The sequence below is a fragment of the Sulfurospirillum deleyianum DSM 6946 genome, assembly GCF_000024885.1.
Classification (GTDB): domain Bacteria; phylum Campylobacterota; class Campylobacteria; order Campylobacterales; family Sulfurospirillaceae; genus Sulfurospirillum; species Sulfurospirillum deleyianum.
Genome location: NC_013512.1, coordinates 1,726,550 through 1,747,821, shown reverse-complemented (window position 1 = coordinate 1,747,821; position 21,272 = coordinate 1,726,550). Strand labels below are relative to the sequence as shown.

The window sequence follows — 21,272 nt, the reverse complement described above, 5'->3', positions numbered from 1 at the left end:
TTGTGATGATTATAGAATAGGCATAAAGAGATTACATGTAATCTCTTTATGCGTTTTGTGCTTTCTTCTTTTTTGTTGTTTTTTTGCTTTTCTTTTGTTTTGGGGTGACTATTTTTTTGACAGGTTTTTGTGTAGGAACTTGAACGGCGGTTTTGGTCAGTTGTGGTAAAACATCTTCAAAAATAGTTTTAATATCCTTCCAACGTTGCTCAGAATTGAGCATAACAACTAAAACATCTTTATTTCCATTTTTTGCACGAGCGATAAGACAAGGACCTGCTTTACGGGTGTATCCTGTTTTAATGCCTACGGCGTATTTGTAATTATTGAGTAGTTTATTGTGGGTGTAAGCAGCATATGCTCGTTTGGTATTGAGGGATTTAAAGTCATGGCGTTTGAGTTTTGCCATTTCGTTAAATTGAGAGTTTTTAATGGCATACTCACTCATTTTAAGTAAGTCTAACGCTGTTGAATGATGATCTCCAATATCAAATCCACAAGGGTTAGTGAAGTTGGTATTGTTCATGCCCAGTTGCTTGGCTTTGCGATTCATTTTCGCGACGAAGGTATTTACATTGCCATCACCCAAATAGACGCCAATGCTCATTGCTGCGTCATTAGCGGACATGACCATCGCTGCTTTGACTAAATCTCTTAAATAAAATTTTTCGCCAATTCTAAGACCTGCTTTGGTGGGTTCTACTTGAATCATATCACGTGTAATTGTTACAACATCGTTCATGCGACCACTTTCGATGGCTAACATGGCAGTCATGATTTTTGTAAGACTAGCAGGTTGGTTGATTTTTTGTGCATCTTTGGAAAAAATAAGCTCTTTGGTACTCAAATCTTTAGCGATAATCGCATCAGTGTTTTTGCTAAGCCTTGCAGCAGTCTCTTTATCGAGGTAATTTGCACTTAAACTGGTGGTGAGCAATGAGACGCCACAAAGAAGCGTTAAAAATTTTTTAGTCATGCTGGCCTTTTCATAAAATGTTTTCTTGATTTTAATGAAATTCTCTTAAAATTTCGCTTTGAAAATGGCTGAAATAGCCACTTTGAGTGAAATAATGCAAAATAAGGCATAAAGCGATATAACACTTAAGGTTATAACGTTATAATACTTTTGAAATGTTCTACTTTTTTGAAGGTCTTAGCGTTATATACCTAAAATATATAAGGAGTGTTTATGTTGAAAGTTTTGATGGCAAGTGCGGTGTTGGCTCTTTCGTTGAGTGCAGGTGAGATTAGCGTGGCTGTTGCAGCCAATTTAAGTGATGCGATTGAAGTGATCAAGACAGAATTTTCTAAGCAGCATCCTTCTACAAAGGTCAATACTACGTTAGGTTCCAGTGGAAAATTTACCACACAAATTAAAAATGGCGCCCCTTTTGATCTGTTTTTAAGTGCGGACATGCAGTTTCCTGAACATTTGTATGCAGAAAAAATTGCAGTAGATAAACCTGTTGTGTATGCCAGTGGCGCTTTAGCGATGGTGAGTGTGAAGGGATTAGACTTAAGTCAAGGATTAGCAATACTGAATCAGGCAAAAATTGAAAAAGTAGCGATTGCTAATCCTAAAACAGCGCCTTATGGCACGGCCAGTATTGAAGCATTTAAGAACGCAAAGGTTTACGATGGCGTTGTTTCAAAATTGGTTTATGGCGATAGTATCGGACAAGCGTTACAATTTACCTTAAGTGCTGCGGATGTTGGTTTTGTCAATGCCTCAGCCTTTTACAGTGAAAAAATGAAGCAGTATAAAGAGGGCAAAGAGTGGGTAAAGGTTGATTCAACACTCTATACACCGATTGCTCAAGGCATTGTGTTGCTTAAACAGGGTGAAAAAAATCTTGAAGCTAAAGCGTTTTATGATTTTATTTTAAGTGCTCCCGCAAAAAAAATCTTTAAATCGTATGGGTATGTGGTAAATGAATAGAATAAAGGCTTTTGTAACACGTATTGAGAAAGAGCAAAATTTACACATTATCCATTTTGAAGCAGAGCATTGCGCTTTGAAGATGATGGGATTGGAATTGCCAAAGGGGTTGCATGAAAATAGTTATGTTACCTTAGGCGTGAAACCTTCAAGTGTGGCTTTAGGAAAAAATCTTGGGGGAATCCTTAGCTACTCCAATCAGATGCAATGTACCATTGATGCGGTGGAAAAGGGAAAATTGTTGTGCAGTGTGTATGCAAGTGTGGGGTCTATTACGATGCAAAGCATTATCACACGGGGTTCGTTTGATCGTATGGATTTACATGTAAACGATTCTGTGACTCTTTTAATTAAGGCGAGTGAGTTGTTTATTGTGGAGGTTTTGGATGCTTGAGAGCTTGATGCAAATACCACTGACTCCTTTTTTCATTTCATTCAAATTAGCGGGAATTACGACACTGATTTTGCTTTTTCTCTCAACCTTTATCGCATGGTTTCTTTCGCAAAGCGCTTCTAGGATGAAACCTTTTTTTGAAGCCATTACGGCATTGCCGATTGTATTGCCTCCTTCGGTGATTGGTTTTTATATTTTGATAGCACTCTCTAAAAACTCTGCGTTAGGTGCTTTTGTTAATGATGTTTTTGGCGTTAGTATGGTGTTTAATTTTACAGGCTTAGTGATCGCAAGTTGTCTCTACTCACTTCCTTTTATGGTGCAACCCCTGCAAAGTGGTTTTGAGTCTTTGCCGAAAAATATGCTAGAAGCTTCTTATATTGCGGGGAAAAGTAAGCTCACAACCCTTTTTCGTGTGGCATTACCCAACATTAAACCTTCAATGTTAAGTGCTGTTGTCATAACGTTTGCACATACGGTAGGAGAGTTTGGTGTGGTTTTAATGGTGGGCGGAAGTATCCCCAATGAGACAAAAACGGCTTCGGTGGCTATTTATGAAATGGTTGAGATTATGGATTATACAAGTGCGCATATTTACAGCGGTATTATGGTGCTGATTAGCTTTTGTGTGTTGCTTTTGGTCTATATTTTTAATCGAAAACAAAAACGGCATCTCGGAGGTCTTGCATGATAGAAATTGCGGTTGAAAAAGAGCTCTTAGGTTCACGTGGAAAAATGGCGCTACATGTAAATCTTACGATTGAGCCTCAAAGTTTTGTGGCTCTTTCAGGTCAAAGTGGTAGTGGAAAAACGACACTTCTTCGTATCTTAGCAGGGTTAGAAGAAGCAAAAGGGCGTATTGTTGTGAATGATGAAGTGTGGTTGGATGGCTCGAAAGCCGTTTTACCTCAGCAAAGAGGCATTGGGTTTGTGTTTCAAGACTATGCGCTTTTTCCCAATATGAGTGTGTTGGAAAATTTGCTTTTTGTTCGAAATGATAGAGAATTAGCATTCCATCTTTTGGAAATTACAGAATTAAGTGAACTCGCCAAACGATCTCCTTTGACGCTTTCAGGTGGGCAAAAACAGCGGGTGAGTTTGTGTCGTGCGATGATGAATCGTCCCAAATTGCTTTTGATGGATGAACCCCTCTCTGCGCTTGATCCTTCCATGCGCTTAAAGTTGCAAAATGAAATTTTGACACTTCATAAAGAGTTTGAGACCACAACGATGATTGTCAGTCATGACCCCAGCGAAATGTACCGCTTAAGTAACCGTGTCTTGGTGATGTCTCAGGGAAGTATCATTCAAGATGGAAGCGCAAAAGAGGTACTTTTGCGTACACAAGGCTCTCAAAAGTTCTCTTTTGAAGGTGAAGTTTTAGAGATTGTGCGGGTTGATGTGATTTATGTAGCGGTGATTGCTATTGGACAGCAGTTGGTTGAGGTCGTTTTAGATAGAAGCGAGGCAGAAAGCTTGAAAATAGGGGATAACGTTACGATTGGTACGAAAGCGTTTGCGCCCATTATAACATTTCAAAAAAAGTGACGGTAAAGTATCCAAACTTAAATAAAAAGGTGTACAGATGTTAAAAAGAGGGATAGTGGGTTTTTTAATTGTATGTAATTTATTAATAGCTAATGATGGAGAGAAAAAGAATTTAAATTTTGCTGTTGAGTATACGAGTCACGCAACATCGTACTACTATGCAGAAGCTAAAGGATTGTTTAAAAAAAATGGTATTGATGTTAATGATGTTAAAGTGTATGTCAGTGGCGCAGCGGTAGCAACAGCCTTTGTTAAAGAACATTTTGATGTTGCATATATGTGTTTAGTCCCTGCTATTATTACTTATGTTAATGGAGGTGTTCCCATTAAAATTATTGCAGGGACACATAAAGATGGTTATGGTGTTGTTGTGAATAGCGCTAAAATTAAGACGGTTCAGGACCTAGGAAAAGAGGGAATCAAAATAGGCGTGGGACCTAAAGGAACGGTGACAAGTTTTATACAAGAAGTTTTAATTGAAAAAGCCAACCTAGATGCACAAAAGGTGAGAAAAAATTTTCTGACCATGAATTCATCTAAGCAAATTATGGCTTTGAAATCAGGTCTTGTTGATGCTGTTGTTTTACCAGAGCATTTTGCAACACTTGCTTCTCATATGGAAGGCATGAGTATGTTGGTATCGAGCCAAGATTTATGGAAAGATTTACAAGGAAGTGTCATTGTAGTATCTGATAAAATGCTTCAGGAGTACCCAAAAACTGTCACAAAGCTAAAACAGATAAATCAAGAAGCGATTGATGCAATTAACAAAGATAATGACGAAGCTTCCATCATCGTAGCCAAGAATTTAAATGTATACCAAGATCGTATTAAAAATGAGACAAAAACACCTGAAATAGACCTTAGTGTTACCCCAGAAATTGCTAAAGGATCTATTAAGCAGTTAGGGCTTACTTCCAAGATATCTGAAAAAGATGTTCAAGAAGTCATTGATAAAATGGTTCAATATGGGTTTATTAAAAAATCATTTGATGCTAAAGAGATTTTAGTGGTGGATTAATAATGGTCAAAAAATATATTTTAAATTTTTTATTGCTGAATAGTCCTATTTTTCTTTTTCTTATGATTTGGGAATTGGCTGGTAGAATTGCACAAACACCTCTTTTACCTTCTTTTTCGAATGTGATCATTGAGTTTTATCATCTCCTTTATTCAGGAATCATTATCGAAAATTTAAGTCACTCTTTTGCAAGGGTTGCTATAGGGTATTTGCTTGGGGGTCTACTGGGTATTGTTGTTGGTATTTTAATGGGAATGAATGTTATGATAGAAAAATCGCTCAAACCTCTAATTAGCTTACTTTTACCTATTCCCACTTTGGGATGGTTACCACTCATGATGTTGTGGATTGGTATTAACGAAGCGCTACCAATTACACTTATTTTTATCTGTGCTTTTTTCCCAGTAGCGTATGCAACGTTATTGGGCATTAAGGAAATTCCTTATGAATACATTAATACAGCAAAATCCTTAGGTGCTTCATCGTGGTATATTTTGATACGAGTAATGCTTCCTTTAGCGGCGCCTACTATTTTTACAGGATTGAGATTGGAAGCGGGTATGGTGTGGAAAACGGTTTTAGCTTCTGAGATGTTTGCTATTCCTACAGGAATTGGATCTATGATGATTCAAGCAGAGAGTTTGATTCGTGTTGATATTATTATGGTTTCACTTATGCTTTTAGCCTTTATGAGTTTTAGTTTTGAAAAAAGTATTTATTGGTTAGAACACTATGTCACTAAAAATTGGAGGTAGTTTATGGCAACGATTAGAATGCAAAATATTTCTACTTCTTATTGTTTGAAAGATATTAATATAACCATACATGATGGTGAATTTATGGTTATATTAGGACATTCTGGAGCGGGGAAAAGTACGCTTTTAAACATCCTTGCAGGTTTTGTTGGACATAGTGGTGATCTTTATTTTGATGAAAAACGAATGAATCAGATTGTCACACAAAAAAGGGAGATAAGTTATCTACATCAAGCCATTCATCTCTTTCCTCACTTAGATGTTTTTGAAAATATTGCCTTTGGATTGCGTGTAAAAGGAATGAGTAAAGGAAGTTTAGAAAAAAAAGTATCTGAAATAATGGGAACACTTCATATTTCTCATTTGAAAAACAGATATCCTAAAAATTTAAGTGGAGGTGAAAAACAACGTGTAGGACTTGCTCGTGCTATTGTCACACAACCAAAAATTTTGCTTTTAGATGAACCTTTGTCTAGCTTGGATGAAGCAACAGCTCATGAAATCAGAACGGAGTTAAAGATATTGCAACAAAAACTGCATCTTAGTATTATTTACGTTACACATACTATAATTGATGCAAAAGTATTAGCGCACAGGGTTATTGGTCTTAATAAAGGACGTATAGAGTATATAGGTACTCCTCAAGAGATTTTTAAAAACTAAATGACAGTAAGCAGGGATTTAGTTTAGACTGGTGTTAATATATAAAGTTTTTAATTTTAATATTTTGGATTGAAGCGTAATGATGTATACCGTAGATGAGATTTTTTCCTCCTTTTTTGAAGAAAAAAAGTCCACTTTTTTAAGTTTTTTATCTCCCATTGATGACATGGAATCTTTACATGTAACACTCAAAAATGAACATCCCAAAGCCGCACATATTGTCTGGGCAAAGCGTTATTTTAATGAATTTCGCCAGATTGTTGAAAATAATTCTGATGATGGTGAGCCTAAGGGAACCTCAGGTCCTCCTGTGCTTAATGTCATGCGTGGATATGAATTGGTTGAAGTGGGGCTTTTAATTGTGCGGTATTTTGGAGGTATTAAGTTAGGCACAGGAGGTTTGGTGAGGGCTTATGGGAGAAGTGCGAAAGAGGTGATAGCGGGGGCTTCTCTTGTTCCTTTTGTTTTCAAAGAACTTCTTACATGTAAAACCATTTATTCACTCGTGCCTCGTTTTGAGCACTATGTTATGCATCATGACTTACAGGTAAAGGAGCGTTTGTTTGAGAGCGATGGTGTGGTCTGGAGATTTGAGTTAAGCGAAGCACAAAAACAAGCATTTTTGCACTTCGCTTTAGCATTTGAGCGGGATGGTTTTAGCCTTTTATAGGGCGATGGCTTCCACTTCAATGGTGATATTGACCGTTTCATCCACCGTTAGTCCACCCCCTTCTAGGATTTTATTCCATGTGAGAGCAAAATCTTTACGGTTGAGTTTTCCTTCCAAACTAAATCCTAGACGTTGATTGCCTTGAAAGTCTTTAATCAAGCCATGAACCGTACTTTGAAGGACAATATCTTTGGTGATACCGTGCATAGTCAGTTTTCCATAGACTTTGTTCTCTTTCATAGAGGTCATGACAAATTCGATAGTTTTAAACTTTGCGACATCAAAAAAGTCCGCACTGCGTAAATGCTCATCTCGTTTACTAATGCCTGTGTCAATGGACGCTGCATCAATTTTTGCATTGAGTTTAGTAAACTGTTTATTCGCCTCATCGAACTCGATTTCAGCACTATAGGTATTGAAATTGCCTTTGACATTTGAGATCATCATGTGTTTGATACTAAATCCCACATGCGAGTGACTGGCGTCAATGACAAACTCTTTTGCGTGTACAAAAGAGAAACTAAGAAAGAGGGCAAAAAAAAGTTTGATAAGTGATTTCATGGTCTATCCTTTTTGGGGGAATAGGACTCTTTGTGTGACGAAAGAACCCTTTGTCTAAAAAGTATAGTTGGATGTGGCTTATGACTCTTGTGTGATAAAAAAGTAATTTTTTAATTTAAGAGAGTTTTCTCTATCATTTCGATGAGTTGAAAGACGCCTGCACTGCAAATTCCAGCAAAAATACCCGCTAACATGTCATCGCCCATCACCCCAATACCTCCTTGAATATTGCGGTCAATTCTCCCAATGACAGAGGGCTTCCAAATATCAAAAAGACGAAAAAATAAAAAACTAAAAACGATTTGAGTGAGTGTTGCTGAGCTTAAAATGAGTGCAATCCAAACCCCTACGACTTCATCAATCACAATACGTTTATCGTCGTGATTGCCACTATGCGTCTCATACGCATTGATTTGACGTATCCCCATTAAGGTAAAAAGAATGGTCAATAAAACCAAGGTTTCCATGGAAATAAAACGAATAATCCCTACTCCTAGGATAACCGCAAGAAAGGTTCCTGCTGTGCCTGGAGCTTTTGGGAAGAGTCCTGAATAGCAAAAGGTTAAAAAAGCATTGGGTCGCATATGATTCCTATGTCAGTGATGTGGTTTGATGTAAGCGCATGAGTTCAAGGTAAAAGTCTTTTTCATCATGGCTTTCCAGTAGTCCATTGTTGGGGAAAATAGCATCATAAATTTTGCTGATGTTATCAAATCGGTGCTTGAAAAGCTCACTCAAAAGCATTGCCGAGATATCTTTGCGCATAAAAATAGCAGGCGGTAACATCCCTAATTTTAGGATTTCCAGCAAAGATTTTGCATGGTACTTGATGTGGTGATGTGCGCCATGTGGGCAGGTGCTTGTGCTCACCAAGGTTTTACACTCATCACAATAGACAAACTCAGCAATAATCTCAATCTCAATATCAAGGTCATTATACTGATTGACAACGGATTTCATCTCATTTTTGTCATAATAAGCGCCAATGCCACTGTGATGTTGACCTAAGATAAGCTTATTGCATCCATAGTTTGAAGCACAAATGCTGTCTAAAATCGCATTTTTGTAACTGGAAAAAAGGTAGGTGTTTTCAAAAGGAACAATGACCACTCTGTTTTTCGGTAGATAATTATCTACAAAATATTGCAAACTTTTAAGGCGTAAATCATACGAGAGAATATCTTGTTTATAGGGTTTGAGAAGGAAAATCACCAAAAGGTCATACTTCTCAAGGGTCATACGAATAACCCGCTCGTGTGCTCGATGAAAAGGATTTGCGTTAATCATAATCGCTGCGACATTTTTAGCATCAAGCTCTTTTTTTGCCTCTTGAATGTTAGTTTTTATCTGTTTAATATCATCAAACCAAACTTCATAGGCTCCACACACCGCATAATCGCCTAAACGTTTAAGAAATGATTGGATTTCGGGGTTAGAAAGGTCATATGTGCCAAAAATTTGTTCAATACGTCTTTTTTTATCCACCTCAAAGACCTCTTCGACCACTAAAAATCCACGTATTTTTCCATCTACGATCAAATCTAACGTATCCCCTTTTTGTGCATGGGTAAGGGTTTCTTTGTTTTTTTCTCCCGCTGGGGCGATGATGAAAGGAAAGGGGAAAGGTTTGCCTTTGTAGTAGCCACTTTGCTCCACTTCAAGGCACTCTGCTTGATTCATTAGTTTATCCACAGGGTGTAAAATACCCTCTTTTGCGAGTGCTAAAGTTGCTAAAAATTCATTATCAAGATAAAGGGATTGGTTATTTTTTCTTGTTGATTCCATATTTTTTCCTTTTTTCCCACAAGCTTTTACGGGAAATTCCTAATTTTTTTGAGAGTTCTGTGTCGGGAAATTTGTTTTGAAAATTACCAATGATATATTTGACATATTCATCAATGCTCAAAATTTCACCTTGGTCTAGCACTTTGCTTTCGGTGTTGATTTCAATGGTAGAGAAGCTACTCTCTTCATTAGGGTCAGTGCTACAAATAATGGCACGTTTACCTTCTAAAACAGCATATGCTTTGAGCTTATCACTGCGCTTTAAATTTTGAATATCGATGATGTAGAGCAACTCATCATTGCTCGCACGGGTGATTTTTTCAAAAGCGTTTGCGTTTAAAAGCGAGATAAAGGTAAATGTTTCATTATACGTTTGTGCGTAGTTAAACACGAGGGCATCGGCGTGTTTTTGAAAATTGGTTTTAATGAGAATAGGAAATTTCATCTTCTTGTCAATGGGCTCTAGGTTTGCAGCGGCAAATAAGTTACTCACATACTCTTTATAGGTTTCGTTCTCTTTTTTGAGTTTTTTGTATTCATTGAGGTGTTGTAATTTTCGAATCAACTCTTCAATCATAAAGGGTTTTTGAATATAATCACTTGCACCTGCTTTGATAGGATTGGTGACGGTATCATTGCTGATATACGAAATCATTAAAATGATAATGGAGTTACGGTGTTTTTCAATAACAGGATAAAAATTTTGTCCAGAGATATTGGTAGAGAGAAGCACGGCGTCATATTTTTCATCTTTAAGTGAGTCTTTGATGCTGGTACTAATTTCACATAGATGTCCGATTTCCATTAATTTTGAGGCGATACTTTGGGCAAGATAAATTTCATTTTCGACAATTAAAATCTTCATACATGTGTCCAATCATAATAGTGTAATGTAGCGGTCGCACTGGCTGCGACACCTTCTTTGCGTCCCACAAATCCTAGTTTTTCTGTTGTGGTCGCTTTGATATTGACATGAACAGGATTTAATTCCATGATGTCTGCGAGGCAAAAGCGTATAGCATCCTTAAACGGGCTGAGGCGTGGAAATTCTGCCATAATGGCGATATCACAATGGGTAATTTCAAATCCTACTTTGCGCAAAAAGGTACACACCTCCTTCAGTAATACTTTAGAATCAATATCTTTATAGCGGGCGTCATTATCGGGAAAGAGCTCTCCAATGTCTCCAGCACCAGCCGCCCCTAAGAGAGCGTCAATCAGTGCGTGAATCGCTACATCGCCATCAGAATGTGCTTTAAAGCCGATGGTATCGTGAACGTGAATACCCCCTAACATCATCGCTTTGCCTTCTTCGTACGCATGGACATCAAATCCGTATCCTACTAAGGCTCTGTTGGAAGGCGCTTGAAGGCAATCCATGGTTGGAATATCGTCTTTACATGTAAGCTTTTTGGCTTTCTCATGACCTAAAACATAAGCAACCTTGCCACCCATAGCTTTAATGGCACTGCTATCATCTGTATAAATAACGCCTGTTTGAAGGGCTTTTTTTAAAGATGCTGTTTGGGAGAGTTGAGGTGTTTGTATGAGCTTGATGGCATCACGATTGATGGTACTCTCTTCATAAACAACGGTATCAACCACCGGTAAATACGGCACAACGATATCGGCGTTTTCCATTTCAGCCAAAAGGCGAACCAGCATTGCTTGGTCAATGCACGCTCGTGCAATGTCACTGACTAAAACGTACGGAGTCTTTACATGTAAAAGGGCTTTTTGCAAAGAGTCTTGTCTGGTGTCTCCTCCTTCAACGAAGGTGATATGTGGGCTAAATTTTTGTGCGTAAAACATCTCATCAGGTGTCGTGGTAACAATGGTCTGTGTAAAAGGGAAAAGCGTTTGAAGTGTTTGGGTAGCAAAAAGCCATAATGGAGTCTCTTCAATGCGTAACCACTGCTTTTTAACACGTTGATTAAAGCGTGATGAACTTCCAGCTCCCAACATAATAAGGGTTATTTCGGGCAAACTTTGTCCTTTTTCTGAAGTGTTACGATATTATACATTTTGAAAGCTTTTTTTTATCTTTTTTGTGTTAAATTCCGCCATTATTAAAAAGCATGTGAGGTCAAAATGTTAAATAAAGAATCAGTGCAAGAACAGTTAAGTGGGGTGAAATACCCAGGATTTGAAAAAGATATTGTGACGTTTGGATTTGTCAAAGCCATTGAAGTATCAGAATCAAATGTATATGTTGAAGTAGAGATTGTCTCTTCTAGTAAAGACGTGGGTGATGAGTTAAAAGCTTCTATTGAAAAAGCGATTAAAGCTTTGGGTGCGGGACGTGTCGATGTTGTGGTTAAACAACCTAAACCTCCTGTTGAGAAAAGCAACTCCCAATCGGGTAAAAATATGGCGCCACACATTAAAAATTTTGTGATGGTCAGCTCTGGAAAAGGGGGTGTTGGTAAAACAACTACGACCGTAAATCTAGCCATAGCCCTTGCAAGTCAAGGTAAAAAAGTAGGACTTTTGGATGCGGATATTTATGGTCCAAACGTGCCTCGTATGATGGGTGTGGTTGATAAACATCCTGAAGTCGTTGGACAAAAAGTAAAGCCTATTGTAGCGTATGGTATTGAGATGATGAGTATGGGCTCACTTATGGAGGGTGGTCAGTCACTGATCTGGAGAGGCGCTATGATTATGAAAGCGATTGAGCAACTCTTGCGTGATATTTTATGGAGTGATTTAGATGTGTTATTTATCGATATGCCTCCAGGAACAGGTGATGCCCAACTGACTTTAGCGCAAAGTGTTCCTGTTACAGCGGGTATTTGTGTGACAACGCCTCAACAAGTTGCCCTTGATGATACCGAGAGAAGTTTAGATATGTTCCAAAAATTGCACATTCCTATTGCAGGTATTATGGAAAATATGAGTGGGTTTATCTGTCCTGAGACGAATAAAGAGTATGATATCTTTGGTAAGGGAACCACTAAACCTTTAGCAGAGAAGTTTGGAACGATTGTGATTGGTGAAATTCCAATAGAGCCAGCCGTGCGTGAAGGTGGCGATGCGGGAAAACCTGTAAGCTTCTTCCACCCAGAGAGTGAGACAGCAAAACGTTACCAAGAATCAGCTAAAAAATTGTGGGAATGCATTGACAAAGTGAATGAAGAGGGTGGTGTTAGTAACGAAGCCATTCAGCCTACCATCGGTGTTAACGGTGGTGCAGCAAGTGCGTGTTCAACAAAATAAGTCCTACGGTGTAGGAAAACATTGATAAACCTTTTTGTAAAAAGAGGGGCATAGGGGGGGTAGGAAGAATCCTCTTAATTAAAAAGCATTTTAAATTGTCACAAAAGGAGACGTTATGGCGTTGCGTTTAAGTATGGATGAAGCAGATTTTAAAGCATTAGTTGAAGAGATTGAATCACAAGAGGGGTATAGAAAACCGATTGCTTTTGGTATTGCAAGGGTTGATAGAGGGCAACTCAATCCTGAGAAAATTCTTCAAGCTACTTTTCCTGTGGTTAACTGGAATGAAAATTTTGGAAGTGCGGCTATTTTTATTGCAGCATTACAAGCAACAGGTGTTGAGGTAGATTTTAGTAGCAGTGAATTTGTCTACGATGTGAAGAAAAAATTTGTTAAAAATGCGATGAATGCTTTTACGCCTTATTTAAATCTTGCTTTTGGTGATGCCCATAAAAATGTTCAAGTGATTAAAGCGTTGGATTGGATTGCGCAGACAGAAAAACTGAAAAAAGAGTATCGCATCGTCTTTTTATTTGAAGATGATAACCCTTTAAGCCCTGAGGCAGTTTATTTGAAACTCTATGCGCTCTCCACAGGTAAAGCGCCCCTTCGAACGGTTAATTTAACAGGTGCGTTTGGTGTACTTGAAAATGTGGCATGGTCGTTTGGTCAGCCACTTGAACTTGCGTGGCTAAGAGAACATGAAATCGAGATGAAACTTCGAGGAGAATACCCACTCATTGAGTCTGTCGATAAATTTCCACGCTTTTTATCGCATATTATTCCTGCGGACAATACTCGTATTTTAGATACCAGCAAAGTGCGTATGGGTGCGCAATTACATCCAGGCACAACCATTATGCCAGGGGCGAGTTATGTGAACTTTAACGCAGGAACCACCGGAGCGGTGATGGTTGAAGGACGTATTAGTTCTTCGGTTGTGGTTGGTCGTGGAAGTGATGTTGGAGGCGGTGCGAGTATTTTGGGAGTGCTCAGTGGAACCAACGGCAATCCTGTAAGCATTGGTGAAAACACACTTTTAGGTGCGAATTCTGTGACAGGTATTCCTTTGGGAGATGGCTGTATTGTGGATGCGGGCATGGCTATTTTAGAAGGCACAAAGGTGGGTGTGAGTGCTACTGAACTGGCAAAAATTGCAGAAGCTAATCCAAAAGCAAAACTGAAAAAAGCAGGAAAAGAAGAGATGGTATTTTTTAAAGGCTTAGAACTTGCAGGTCTTCATGGTATTCATTTCCGTCAAAACAGTGTCAATGGTATGATTCAAGCCACACGAAGCAAACGAGAAATTAAACTCAATAGTGAGCTTCACTAAAATCTTCAAAAGGGCTTTACATGTAAAGCCCTTTTGCTTTCTGAAAGGATAGGCGAAGAGCTACTTTCTTTCTAATAATGCTTCATTAAATTTTTCTGCCCAAAGGGTTGTTATCTTAAGATAGGTGGTGTTTGCCACGGCATTATCTTTGAGTATCCAATTACCGCATGTCGAACAGCGAGTGGCATAGGTTTCTAGTTCTTCCAAGCTCATCGTGTGAGCATCACATAAGCGTGCTTTACATTCTGCGAGAGAGCATTTGAGTAAATCAGAGTGCATGTAGATACCTCTTTATAACTTTTTTCGTCATATTGTAGCAGATAAATCTCTGATTAGATATCTAATTTATGAGCAAATAAGGCAATTCCTTCCACTCTCTTTAGCTTTATATAAAGCGTCATCTGCCTTTTTGATAATTTCTTGAGGCGTTTTTCCTTTTTGTGAAAGCGCTACACCAATACTTACTGAAAGACGCTCTTTTTTAGGGCTAGGGTTCGTTTTCGTTGCTTTAGATGATTTTGCAGGGCGATTTTTGTCACGAATGACAAAACCTCGACGAAAAATGGCTTCTCTTACCTCCTCAAGTGCCATAATACACTCCTCCTTTTTCTTGCCACTAAAGAGAATGGTAAATTCTTCACCCCCATAACGGAAGGCTTTTCCGCCATTTTTGACATGGTTTAACTCTTTGGCGACGAGCTTGAGGACATCATCTCCGATATCGTGTCCAAAGGTGTCATTGAATTTTTTAAAAAAATCAATATCCACCATAGCAATCACATAGCGTGAACCAAGGCGCAAAAAGCGCTCTTCAAGGGCTCTTCGTGAGGGAATACCTGTGAGGGTGTCAATGTATGCCATTTTATACGCATCATGCACCAGTGCACTCATCGCAATTAAGGCACTGAGCAACGAGAAAAGAATAAAACTTTGCGCTTCTTGCATCACTAAAAAAGAGAACATCAGTGAGGTAAGCATCCAAAAAGGTGCTTTTTGTGTTTGTGCTTCAAAGAGGAGAGAAACGAGAAAAATAAAGAGTAACGCAATGATAGAAAGAATAAAAATAAAGTCACTTGCTTGCGTGATTTTATGTAAAAAAGTTGGTAATAAAGGGGTGTTGAGTGCTGTATGCAGGTTGGATGAAAAGTGGTTTAATCCATAATAACTGATGCCTAAAATACCTAGAGCAATACCACTACGCAGTAAGCCAAAAAGGCTAAAAAGTCCTCGTTCTTGTAGGGCATAGAGTAAAAGATACCCAATGGCACAGCTAAGGGGTGCGATGTGCCAAAAGGCTTTACCGCTTAAGTGCGTAAAAAAAGTGTTTGGAAAGGCGAGTGCAAGATTGTAAAAGAGTGGAAAAAGGAGTAACGTAAAGAGTTTACTTTTATTAAAATAAATACTTAATCCAATAGCAATCACTAAAAAAGCAAAGGTGCTTTGCCATAAAAAATAGTATAAGTAAGAAGGAATCAGTTTAAAATAAAGAAGAGACCCTATCGCTAAAATGGCTCCTAAACAGAGCGCATTAAATGTATAAAGTTTCTCTTTCAATCCGTTCATTTCTATCCCTTTACTGATGTTAGCGTAATGAAAGATGGGTCATTTCATATTCCCATAAATCTCCCATTAAAAAGTGTGTTAAGTGAGGTTTCTTTAAAAGTAATTTTACCACTTCTACGCTTTGAATTGAGGCAGCAAAGCAGACCGTAAACGAAGGATTGCCTAATTGCGTCTCTATACCATCGCCTTCTTGAGCGTAGAGATGCTCTAAGGTTGTTTGGGTTGCAAATTGGCTGTAATATCCACCAATAGCGGCATGAACAAAAGGTTTATTGATGGCTTGTGCACATAAAGCAAGAAGGCATTTAAGGTTGGGATTGTCTAACGCATCGACAATCACATCGACTTTTTCTAGCAGTTCACGCTCTTCTGGAAGGCGTAAAAAGGTTGTTTTTGTTTTTACATGTAACGCTGGATTTATCTCTTCAAGTTTTTCTTTGAGTACCTCGGCTTTGTTGCGTCCGAGTGTTTTAATGGATGAAAAGTTTTGGCGGTTGAGATTGTGCTCTTCAAAAACGTCTCCATCGCACAAAATAAGCTCTCCTACACCAATGCGTGCGAGCATTTCACTGACAAATCCACCCAATCCTCCACACCCTACAATCAGCACTTTAGCTTTAAAAAGGGTATATTGATCTTGCGTTGAGAATGTTTTTTGATTTCGCTTGTATCGTAACGGCAAAATGTTGTTTTCAAGAGCGCATTGCTCAACATCACGAAAGTTACATGTAAAGTGTTTCATGGCTTCAAAACTGGTTTGAAGTGGTAAAAAACCCTCAATAAGGTGAGTACGTAAAAATTCTAAACACTGCATAATCTCTCCTGCATACGTTATACTATACCTCTAATTTTAGTCTCTTAAGAGAGGATAACCATGTACATTATACTCAATGCTTTTTCATTTTTACGTGAGAAACTCAAACAAAAGGGGATTCCCTATTTGGATGCGCAGTGGCGTATCAATGAACAAACACGCATTTGTGATTTGATTGATTCTTTGGGGCTTGAGCAAAATGAGGTGGAAGCCGTTTTTTTAAATCATACGGTTACATCGAAAGAGACACTGCTTAAAGAAGGAGATAGAGTGGCTCTTTTACCTCCAGGAACACCTGGTTCATACAGGTTACTCTCTGGTCTTAAAGAGCATTAACCCCCACCTACTTTTGGGAAGAGGGCAATGGTATCACCCTCTTGTAAAATGTAGTTCACATCAACATGTCTTCCGTTGACCATTAAAACACCCAAAGGAGAGACACTCTCAAGATGGAGTGTATCAATCACCTCTTGTGCAGAGGTATTTTCTTTGTATTCTCTCTCTTCAGCTTTAAATCGCCCCTCACGGTATTGCGCAAAGAGTTTAACAACAATGTGCATTAAAAATTCCAGAATGCATCAATCTCTTCTCCTGTAAAATCCCAAACCACATTGTGCGGAGGAAGGGTTTCGTATTTCATAAACTCAGGTAGCCTATCCTCAGCGCTGTTAAGACCTGCTTTGATATTAAATTCATGTTCTCTTTTAAGGATAGTCTTACCTAAATTGACGACATCATCAATCGTAAGCTTAGCGCCAAAACGTGCGTTAATCATATCGACTAAGGCAGGGAGACATTTTGGATCATCAAGGGCTGGGAAGGCAACGAAGATACACATACCTGTACTATCAACCGCTGCGGTTGCAATTTGAAGGTTTCGAGAAAGTTCAACTTGTCCCTCTTTTTTAAGCGGATCAACATACCCACCACTCTTAAGAATGTTCGTAGCAACAGCATATCCTGAAGTGTGATCTGCTCCCATCGTGGAAGTCGCATAGGTGATGCCTTGACCTTTAACGGCACGGGGTTCATACGCAGGAATACCTTGTCCTTTAACGGTTGGAACACGCACCAAACCATAAATTTTACCAAGAATATGTGTCCCACTGCCAATGATGCGACCTATGGGGGTTCCATTGGGTAAATCTTTCGATAAGAGCTCGTAGGCTTTTTCGCCATCGCCATAGGCTAAAATTCCCGCATCAACCGCCAGACCTAATGTAACACTTGCTTCGATAGAATCTACGCCTAAATCATCCATCAAGCCATCCATTTTGGCGATTAAATCTAAATCTTTAATGCCAAAGTTAGCACCCAGTGCCCAAATGGTTTCGTACTCAAATCCTGAAGTGAGGTAGTTGCCATCTTTGTCGTTATAGACTTGTGAACATTGAATGACACAACCTGCGTGACAACCGTGTGTTGTTTTTCCACCTCGTGCTTTGATGTTTTCTGCCATCGTTTCACCAGAGATATTTTCAGCAAATTCCCAATTTCCCGCTCTAAAGTTACGGGTAGGAAGACCACCTGCTTCATTGAGGATATTGACAAGGACATTGGTTCCAAATGCAGGGAGCCCTTGACCGCTGATAGGATTTTCTTGAAGCGCTTTGGTAAAGATTTTACTCGCTTCTTTAAATTTTTCAGGATCAGCGATAGTCACTTCTTTGTAGTTTTCTGCATCAACGGTGATACATTTAATCTTTTTCGAACCCATAACGGCACCAAGCCCTCCACGTCCGTGACTTCTGAGTTTTCCACTAGGGTCTTTAACGGAGATATTGGCAAGATTCATACGCATTTCACCCACGCGACCGATGGTCATCACCGCTACTTTCTTGTCATATTTTGCTGCCATCGCATCCAATACAGCGTAGTTATCAAGTCCAACAAGCTCAGGAACCTCAATAAATTCAACGTTATTTTTGGTTACATGTAATTGGTAAAACATCTCTTCATTTTTAGGCAAGCCTTCAATAATCAACGCTTTAACGCCAAGCTTTGACATAATACCAGCACTCGTACCACCCACGTTTGATTCTTTAATACCACCGGTTAAAGGGCTTTTCGCCCCACAGGAGTTACGACCTGAGTTAGAGGCGCTGGTTCCTGAGAGTAGTCCTGGTGCAAAAACGAGTTTATTATTAGGTCCTAAAGGGTGACACTCAGGATCAACTTCTTTGGCAACAATGGTTGAGGTTAAGGCTCGACCACCAAGACCTAGCCATTCTGCTGGCACTTCTTCGATTTTAAAGCTAAGATTGGTCATATTGACACGATAGATTAAATCTGCCATTTTAACTCCTTATATTTTGGTTATAAACCCATGATATAAGAAGTGTATAGCATGAAAATAGCGAAGTCAATGAAAGAGAGTGAAACAAAAATATGCTTTTTGGGCATATCTTTTTTTACACACCTGCATTGAAAAGCAGTGGCGATAGCCACTACTTTTTAGGTTTAAGGGATTGAAGCTCGATAATACGTAAGATAATCGCTGAGTAATAAGGGATACTTTGAATCAGCAACGTAAAGGCAAAAACATAAATCTCTGTAATGCGTGTAAAGTTGGTGAAATAGAGCGCAAAAAAGGCGATGGTCAGCAAACTTGCTAAAATCATCTCATGACGGATGGGATTGGTATTGGTTTTTTTAGTATTGCCACCTTTTTCAGTTCGTTTAAAAGGAAGACCATCTTTAACAAATCCATCATAGACGGCTTTAAAGATAACCAACTGCAAACTCATAGAGGCAATCGCACTTAAAACAGTCTCTTTAATGCCCATTTTAACCCGTGTGCGATACAAAATAAAGGCATGTAAAATGTTGACCAAAAAGGCGACGACAATCGGTAGTGTTAAAGGAAGCGTTGGGATGGTGACGCCTACAAAAATAATAAAGGGAACCCAAAAAATATTTAAAAATGCGGTCATAGCACCAAAGGCATCGGAGAGCCAGAAGAACCAACCCGCTACAAAATGATATTTTTGGTAGGGCGTTAACGTTTTGGATGAAGGCATAAAATGACGCCAATGACGTTTTAAAATTTGAATAGCTCCGTATGCCCAGCGATGGCGTTGTGTTCGGAAGGCTTCCACAGTGTCAGGTAATAATCCCCAGCCATAGCGCCTGTTCGTGTAGTGTGCGGTGTATCCTGCCTCAAAAAGACGAAGACCCAGCTCGGAATCTTCCACGATGGTATAGGTTGTCCAATCGCCCACTTCATGCATAGCGGAAAGGCGTGCCATAAGCATCGTTCCATGCGCTACAATGGCATTTTCTTCATTTCGCTCCACCATTCCGATATCAAAAAATCCTGCATATTCGGCATTCATGGCTTGTTTTATCAGTGATTCATTGCCATCTCTGTGGTCTTGCGGCGCTTGAACAAGGGCAACTTTTGGGTCATCAAACAAAGGAACCAAATCAATCAGCCAGTTATCACCCACAACATAATCTGCGTCAATGACCGCTAAAATTTCTGCTTTTTCATGGGTGTATTTAAGTGCTTCGTTGAGCGCACCTGCTTTAAACCCTTTACATGTAATGTTTAAAAAGACAAATTTTTCACCTAGTTTTGCACAATGCTCTTCAATCGGCTTCCAGTAAAACTCCTCAGGTGTGTTGTTAATGACCACTAAAACTTCGTAATTGGTGTATTTAAGTTTTGCAAGTGAATCTAGGGTCTCAATAAGAACATGAGGTTGTTCTTTATAGGCGGGAACATGAATAGAGACAAAAGGAACATGATCCGATTTGAGATTCAGAGGAGCTAAGCGTTTAGGAGCAATGCCTAGGGTACATTTAAAGAGTTCATTAATCTTTGCAAGGGTGATAATCACCAAAGGAATCATTAGAAAAATTCCCATGGTCCACATGACCCACATACCAAAATTCATGTAGTAAATAAACGGATAGGTGGCTGCCATAGCAATACCAAAGCCCATCGCTTGCGCTGCAAAACCATAGGTAAGCGCATGAGCAAAGTTGACCCGTTGGTTGCGAAGTCCAAAGAAAGTGAGGAGCAGACCAAAGAAAACAGAGGCTGCCATTTGATAGCGCCAGAGAGGATTTAAAATCGTCTGCTTGACAAAGTGAAATTTAGGTTGTTTGTTAATATCAAAAAGCCCCCAGTATGGTCCTACACTTCCCTCATGAACCCCTTTCCATGGCTGATCAAATGCTTCAACGATGTTATAACTCCATTTCAGTTCACGTGCCATTTCCAAAAAGCCTGTAATAGCAGCAATTTGGTTGGTGAGTGTGGCTTCAGCTTTTTCGTTGTTGTATCCACTGCTAGGCCAACCAAACTCCCCGATAGTAATGGGCTTTTTAGGATACATCTCAGCGATGGCGTCGTATTTTTCTTTGGCAAAAGCAAGGGTTTGCTCTATAGGGATTTTCTCCCAGTAAGGAAGAATATGGACATTGATAAAATCAACATGGTTAGCCAATTCTTTATTGGTAAGCCAGACATGTTGAACTTCTGCTGTGGTGACAGGAATACGGGTACGTTTGGAAACACGGTCGATGTACTCCATCAGCTCTTCAGGTGTTAAATCAGCACGTAAAAGTACCTCGTTTCCTACAATGATAGAAGCAATGCGAGGATAATAAAATTTGGTTAATTCAAAAAGCTTCTCCATTTCATATTCGTTTGCTCCTTTATCGCCTGAAAGCCATAGTCCAATATCAACTTTAAGCTTGGTATCGTCCACATTGCTCAAAACCCGTTTGGCATCATCAATGGCGTAAGTTCTGACTTTACGTGCAATATTTTCAACGGTTTTCATATCTTGCGCAATCTCTTCATCGCTTTTAGGTGCTTTTTCAAAGCCCCGATATGGTGTGTAAGAGAGGGATTCTATCTTGTCTCCAATTTGAGGAGATGTAACGATTTTATCGCCACCTCTTGTCCATAAAAAAACGTGTACAAGAGAGCTTAAAATCATTGAAAGTAGGACATATTTAAAGTATTTCAATCGAGTGCTCCGAAAGGATATGGTA

At 39.1% G+C, this 21,272-nt stretch carries 23 protein-coding genes; 11 read left to right on the top strand and 12 right to left on the bottom strand.

The window, feature by feature from the left end; all coding sequences use genetic code 11:
• Window positions 1–46: 46 nt before the first annotated feature.
• The gene (locus SDEL_RS08715; protein ID WP_012857485.1) at window positions 47–976 is read right to left on the bottom strand and encodes a D-alanyl-D-alanine carboxypeptidase family protein; all 930 of its coding nucleotides are present in this window, start codon (window positions 974–976) and stop codon (window positions 47–49) included.
• 213 nt (window positions 977–1,189) lie between these two features.
• Between SDEL_RS08715 and modA the strand changes: the two genes are divergently transcribed.
• The 8 genes from modA to SDEL_RS08675 all read left to right on the top strand — a co-directional run bounded on the left by modA (window position 1,190) and on the right by SDEL_RS08675 (window position 6,990).
• On the top strand, window positions 1,190–1,939 hold the full coding sequence (modA, locus tag SDEL_RS08710) for a molybdate ABC transporter substrate-binding protein (RefSeq protein WP_012857484.1): 750 nt from the start codon (window positions 1,190–1,192) through the stop codon (window positions 1,937–1,939).
• Window positions 1,932–2,333: a TOBE domain-containing protein gene (locus SDEL_RS08705; protein ID WP_012857483.1), complete on the top strand. Its 402-nt coding sequence runs from the start codon at window positions 1,932–1,934 to the stop codon at window positions 2,331–2,333. Before modA ends, SDEL_RS08705 begins: the two co-directional genes overlap by 8 nt.
• A complete protein-coding gene (gene modB, locus SDEL_RS08700; RefSeq protein WP_012857482.1) occupies window positions 2,326–3,024 on the top strand; it encodes a molybdate ABC transporter permease subunit in 699 nt (232 codons plus the stop codon). The genes SDEL_RS08705 and modB overlap by 8 nt, the downstream gene beginning before the upstream one ends.
• A complete protein-coding gene (locus SDEL_RS08695; protein WP_012857481.1) occupies window positions 3,021–3,881 on the top strand; it encodes an ABC transporter ATP-binding protein in 861 nt (286 codons plus the stop codon). The genes modB and SDEL_RS08695 overlap by 4 nt, the downstream gene beginning before the upstream one ends.
• A gap of 37 nt (window positions 3,882–3,918) precedes the next feature.
• Window positions 3,919–4,902, top strand: coding sequence for an ABC transporter substrate-binding protein (locus SDEL_RS08690; RefSeq protein WP_012857480.1), 984 nt, complete (start codon window positions 3,919–3,921; stop codon window positions 4,900–4,902).
• 2 nt (window positions 4,903–4,904) lie between these two features.
• Complete coding sequence (locus SDEL_RS08685; protein WP_012857479.1) at window positions 4,905–5,657, top strand: ABC transporter permease; 753 nt, start codon at window positions 4,905–4,907, stop codon at window positions 5,655–5,657.
• Between the two features lie 3 nt (window positions 5,658–5,660).
• Window positions 5,661–6,320: an ABC transporter ATP-binding protein gene (locus SDEL_RS08680; RefSeq protein WP_012857478.1), complete on the top strand. Its 660-nt coding sequence runs from the start codon at window positions 5,661–5,663 to the stop codon at window positions 6,318–6,320.
• Between the two features lie 82 nt (window positions 6,321–6,402).
• The gene (locus SDEL_RS08675) at window positions 6,403–6,990 is read left to right on the top strand and encodes an IMPACT family protein (RefSeq protein WP_041666362.1); all 588 of its coding nucleotides are present in this window, start codon (window positions 6,403–6,405) and stop codon (window positions 6,988–6,990) included.
• Here the strand turns inward: SDEL_RS08675 and SDEL_RS08670 are convergent.
• From SDEL_RS08670 to SDEL_RS08650, 5 genes are all read right to left on the bottom strand, one after another.
• A complete protein-coding gene (locus SDEL_RS08670) occupies window positions 6,985–7,551 on the bottom strand; it encodes a YceI family protein (protein ID WP_012857476.1) in 567 nt (188 codons plus the stop codon). The genes SDEL_RS08675 and SDEL_RS08670 overlap by 6 nt on opposite strands.
• 110 nt (window positions 7,552–7,661) lie before the next feature.
• Entirely contained in the window at window positions 7,662–8,135 is a 474-nt protein-coding gene (locus tag SDEL_RS08665; RefSeq protein ID WP_012857475.1) for a phosphatidylglycerophosphatase A family protein, read from the bottom strand.
• A 7-nt stretch (window positions 8,136–8,142) separates the two neighbouring features.
• Window positions 8,143–9,336 carry a sulfate adenylyltransferase gene (locus tag SDEL_RS08660; RefSeq protein ID WP_012857474.1) on the bottom strand — a complete coding sequence of 398 codons (1,194 nt, stop codon included), beginning with the start codon at window positions 9,334–9,336 and terminating at the stop codon, window positions 8,143–8,145.
• Complete coding sequence (locus tag SDEL_RS08655) at window positions 9,314–10,201, bottom strand: response regulator (RefSeq protein ID WP_012857473.1); 888 nt, start codon at window positions 10,199–10,201, stop codon at window positions 9,314–9,316. The genes SDEL_RS08660 and SDEL_RS08655 overlap by 23 nt, the downstream gene beginning before the upstream one ends.
• Complete coding sequence (locus tag SDEL_RS08650; protein WP_012857472.1) at window positions 10,198–11,322, bottom strand: bifunctional 2-C-methyl-D-erythritol 4-phosphate cytidylyltransferase/2-C-methyl-D-erythritol 2,4-cyclodiphosphate synthase; 1,125 nt, start codon at window positions 11,320–11,322, stop codon at window positions 10,198–10,200. Before SDEL_RS08650 ends, SDEL_RS08655 begins: the two co-directional genes overlap by 4 nt.
• A 105-nt stretch (window positions 11,323–11,427) precedes the next feature.
• On the opposite strand from SDEL_RS08650, the gene SDEL_RS08645 reads away from it, so the two are divergent.
• Together SDEL_RS08645 and SDEL_RS08640 are read left to right on the top strand one after the other, a co-directional pair.
• Window positions 11,428–12,555 carry an Mrp/NBP35 family ATP-binding protein gene (locus tag SDEL_RS08645; RefSeq protein WP_012857471.1) on the top strand — a complete coding sequence of 376 codons (1,128 nt, stop codon included), beginning with the start codon at window positions 11,428–11,430 and terminating at the stop codon, window positions 12,553–12,555.
• A 115-nt stretch (window positions 12,556–12,670) separates the two neighbouring features.
• Window positions 12,671–13,888 (top strand): tetrahydrodipicolinate N-succinyltransferase N-terminal domain-containing protein, encoded by a 1,218-nt coding sequence (locus SDEL_RS08640; RefSeq protein ID WP_012857470.1) that lies wholly within the window; start codon window positions 12,671–12,673, stop codon window positions 13,886–13,888.
• Between the two features lie 60 nt (window positions 13,889–13,948).
• On the opposite strand, the gene SDEL_RS08635 is transcribed toward SDEL_RS08640, so the two are convergent.
• The 3 genes from SDEL_RS08635 to SDEL_RS08625 form a co-directional block, all read right to left on the bottom strand.
• Window positions 13,949–14,167 (bottom strand): hypothetical protein, encoded by a 219-nt coding sequence (locus SDEL_RS08635; protein ID WP_012857469.1) that lies wholly within the window; start codon window positions 14,165–14,167, stop codon window positions 13,949–13,951.
• Window positions 14,168–14,233: 66 nt separating this feature from the next.
• Window positions 14,234–15,451 (bottom strand): GGDEF domain-containing protein, encoded by a 1,218-nt coding sequence (locus tag SDEL_RS08630; RefSeq protein ID WP_012857468.1) that lies wholly within the window; start codon window positions 15,449–15,451, stop codon window positions 14,234–14,236.
• A 19-nt stretch (window positions 15,452–15,470) separates the two neighbouring features.
• Window positions 15,471–16,265, bottom strand: coding sequence for a HesA/MoeB/ThiF family protein (locus SDEL_RS08625; protein ID WP_012857467.1), 795 nt, complete (start codon window positions 16,263–16,265; stop codon window positions 15,471–15,473).
• Between the two features lie 60 nt (window positions 16,266–16,325).
• Between SDEL_RS08625 and SDEL_RS08620 the strand changes: the two genes are divergently transcribed.
• On the top strand, window positions 16,326–16,601 hold the full coding sequence (locus tag SDEL_RS08620; RefSeq protein WP_012857466.1) for a MoaD/ThiS family protein: 276 nt from the start codon (window positions 16,326–16,328) through the stop codon (window positions 16,599–16,601).
• Here SDEL_RS08620 and SDEL_RS08615 read toward each other — a convergent pair.
• From SDEL_RS08615 to SDEL_RS08605, 3 genes are all read right to left on the bottom strand, one after another.
• Window positions 16,598–16,825, bottom strand: a complete 228-nt coding sequence (locus SDEL_RS08615; protein ID WP_012857465.1) for a MoaD/ThiS family protein — start codon at window positions 16,823–16,825, stop codon at window positions 16,598–16,600. The genes SDEL_RS08620 and SDEL_RS08615 overlap by 4 nt on opposite strands.
• Complete coding sequence (locus tag SDEL_RS08610) at window positions 16,825–18,561, bottom strand: aldehyde ferredoxin oxidoreductase C-terminal domain-containing protein (RefSeq protein WP_012857464.1); 1,737 nt, start codon at window positions 18,559–18,561, stop codon at window positions 16,825–16,827. The genes SDEL_RS08615 and SDEL_RS08610 overlap by 1 nt, the downstream gene beginning before the upstream one ends.
• A 151-nt stretch (window positions 18,562–18,712) precedes the next feature.
• Window positions 18,713–21,247: a glycosyltransferase family 2 protein gene (locus SDEL_RS08605; protein ID WP_012857463.1), complete on the bottom strand. Its 2,535-nt coding sequence runs from the start codon at window positions 21,245–21,247 to the stop codon at window positions 18,713–18,715.
• Between the last annotated feature and the right edge of the window lie 25 nt (window positions 21,248–21,272).

What these genes read in the sequence shown, in the direction of transcription:
- SDEL_RS08715 (WP_012857485.1), bottom strand. Translation starts at nt 976, where the DNA reads ATGACTAAAAAATTTTTAACGCTTCTTTGTGGCGTCTCATTGCTCACC.
- modA (WP_012857484.1), top strand. Translation starts at nt 1,190, where the DNA reads ATGTTGAAAGTTTTGATGGCAAGTGCGGTGTTGGCTCTTTCGTTGAGT.
- SDEL_RS08705 (WP_012857483.1), top strand. Translation starts at nt 1,932, where the DNA reads ATGAATAGAATAAAGGCTTTTGTAACACGTATTGAGAAAGAGCAAAAT.
- modB (WP_012857482.1), top strand. Translation starts at nt 2,326, where the DNA reads ATGCTTGAGAGCTTGATGCAAATACCACTGACTCCTTTTTTCATTTCA.
- SDEL_RS08695 (WP_012857481.1), top strand. Translation starts at nt 3,021, where the DNA reads ATGATAGAAATTGCGGTTGAAAAAGAGCTCTTAGGTTCACGTGGAAAA.
- SDEL_RS08690 (WP_012857480.1), top strand. Translation starts at nt 3,919, where the DNA reads ATGTTAAAAAGAGGGATAGTGGGTTTTTTAATTGTATGTAATTTATTA.
- SDEL_RS08685 (WP_012857479.1), top strand. Translation starts at nt 4,905, where the DNA reads ATGGTCAAAAAATATATTTTAAATTTTTTATTGCTGAATAGTCCTATT.
- SDEL_RS08680 (WP_012857478.1), top strand. Translation starts at nt 5,661, where the DNA reads ATGGCAACGATTAGAATGCAAAATATTTCTACTTCTTATTGTTTGAAA.
- SDEL_RS08675 (WP_041666362.1), top strand. Translation starts at nt 6,403, where the DNA reads ATGTATACCGTAGATGAGATTTTTTCCTCCTTTTTTGAAGAAAAAAAG.
- SDEL_RS08670 (WP_012857476.1), bottom strand. Translation starts at nt 7,551, where the DNA reads ATGAAATCACTTATCAAACTTTTTTTTGCCCTCTTTCTTAGTTTCTCT.
- SDEL_RS08665 (WP_012857475.1), bottom strand. Translation starts at nt 8,135, where the DNA reads ATGCGACCCAATGCTTTTTTAACCTTTTGCTATTCAGGACTCTTCCCA.
- SDEL_RS08660 (WP_012857474.1), bottom strand. Translation starts at nt 9,336, where the DNA reads ATGGAATCAACAAGAAAAAATAACCAATCCCTTTATCTTGATAATGAA.
- SDEL_RS08655 (WP_012857473.1), bottom strand. Translation starts at nt 10,201, where the DNA reads ATGAAGATTTTAATTGTCGAAAATGAAATTTATCTTGCCCAAAGTATC.
- SDEL_RS08645 (WP_012857471.1), top strand. Translation starts at nt 11,428, where the DNA reads ATGTTAAATAAAGAATCAGTGCAAGAACAGTTAAGTGGGGTGAAATAC.
- SDEL_RS08640 (WP_012857470.1), top strand. Translation starts at nt 12,671, where the DNA reads ATGGCGTTGCGTTTAAGTATGGATGAAGCAGATTTTAAAGCATTAGTT.
- SDEL_RS08635 (WP_012857469.1), bottom strand. Translation starts at nt 14,167, where the DNA reads ATGCACTCTGATTTACTCAAATGCTCTCTCGCAGAATGTAAAGCACGC.
- SDEL_RS08630 (WP_012857468.1), bottom strand. Translation starts at nt 15,451, where the DNA reads ATGAACGGATTGAAAGAGAAACTTTATACATTTAATGCGCTCTGTTTA.
- SDEL_RS08625 (WP_012857467.1), bottom strand. Translation starts at nt 16,265, where the DNA reads ATGCAGTGTTTAGAATTTTTACGTACTCACCTTATTGAGGGTTTTTTA.
- SDEL_RS08620 (WP_012857466.1), top strand. Translation starts at nt 16,326, where the DNA reads ATGTACATTATACTCAATGCTTTTTCATTTTTACGTGAGAAACTCAAA.
- SDEL_RS08615 (WP_012857465.1), bottom strand. Translation starts at nt 16,825, where the DNA reads ATGCACATTGTTGTTAAACTCTTTGCGCAATACCGTGAGGGGCGATTT.
- SDEL_RS08610 (WP_012857464.1), bottom strand. Translation starts at nt 18,561, where the DNA reads ATGGCAGATTTAATCTATCGTGTCAATATGACCAATCTTAGCTTTAAA.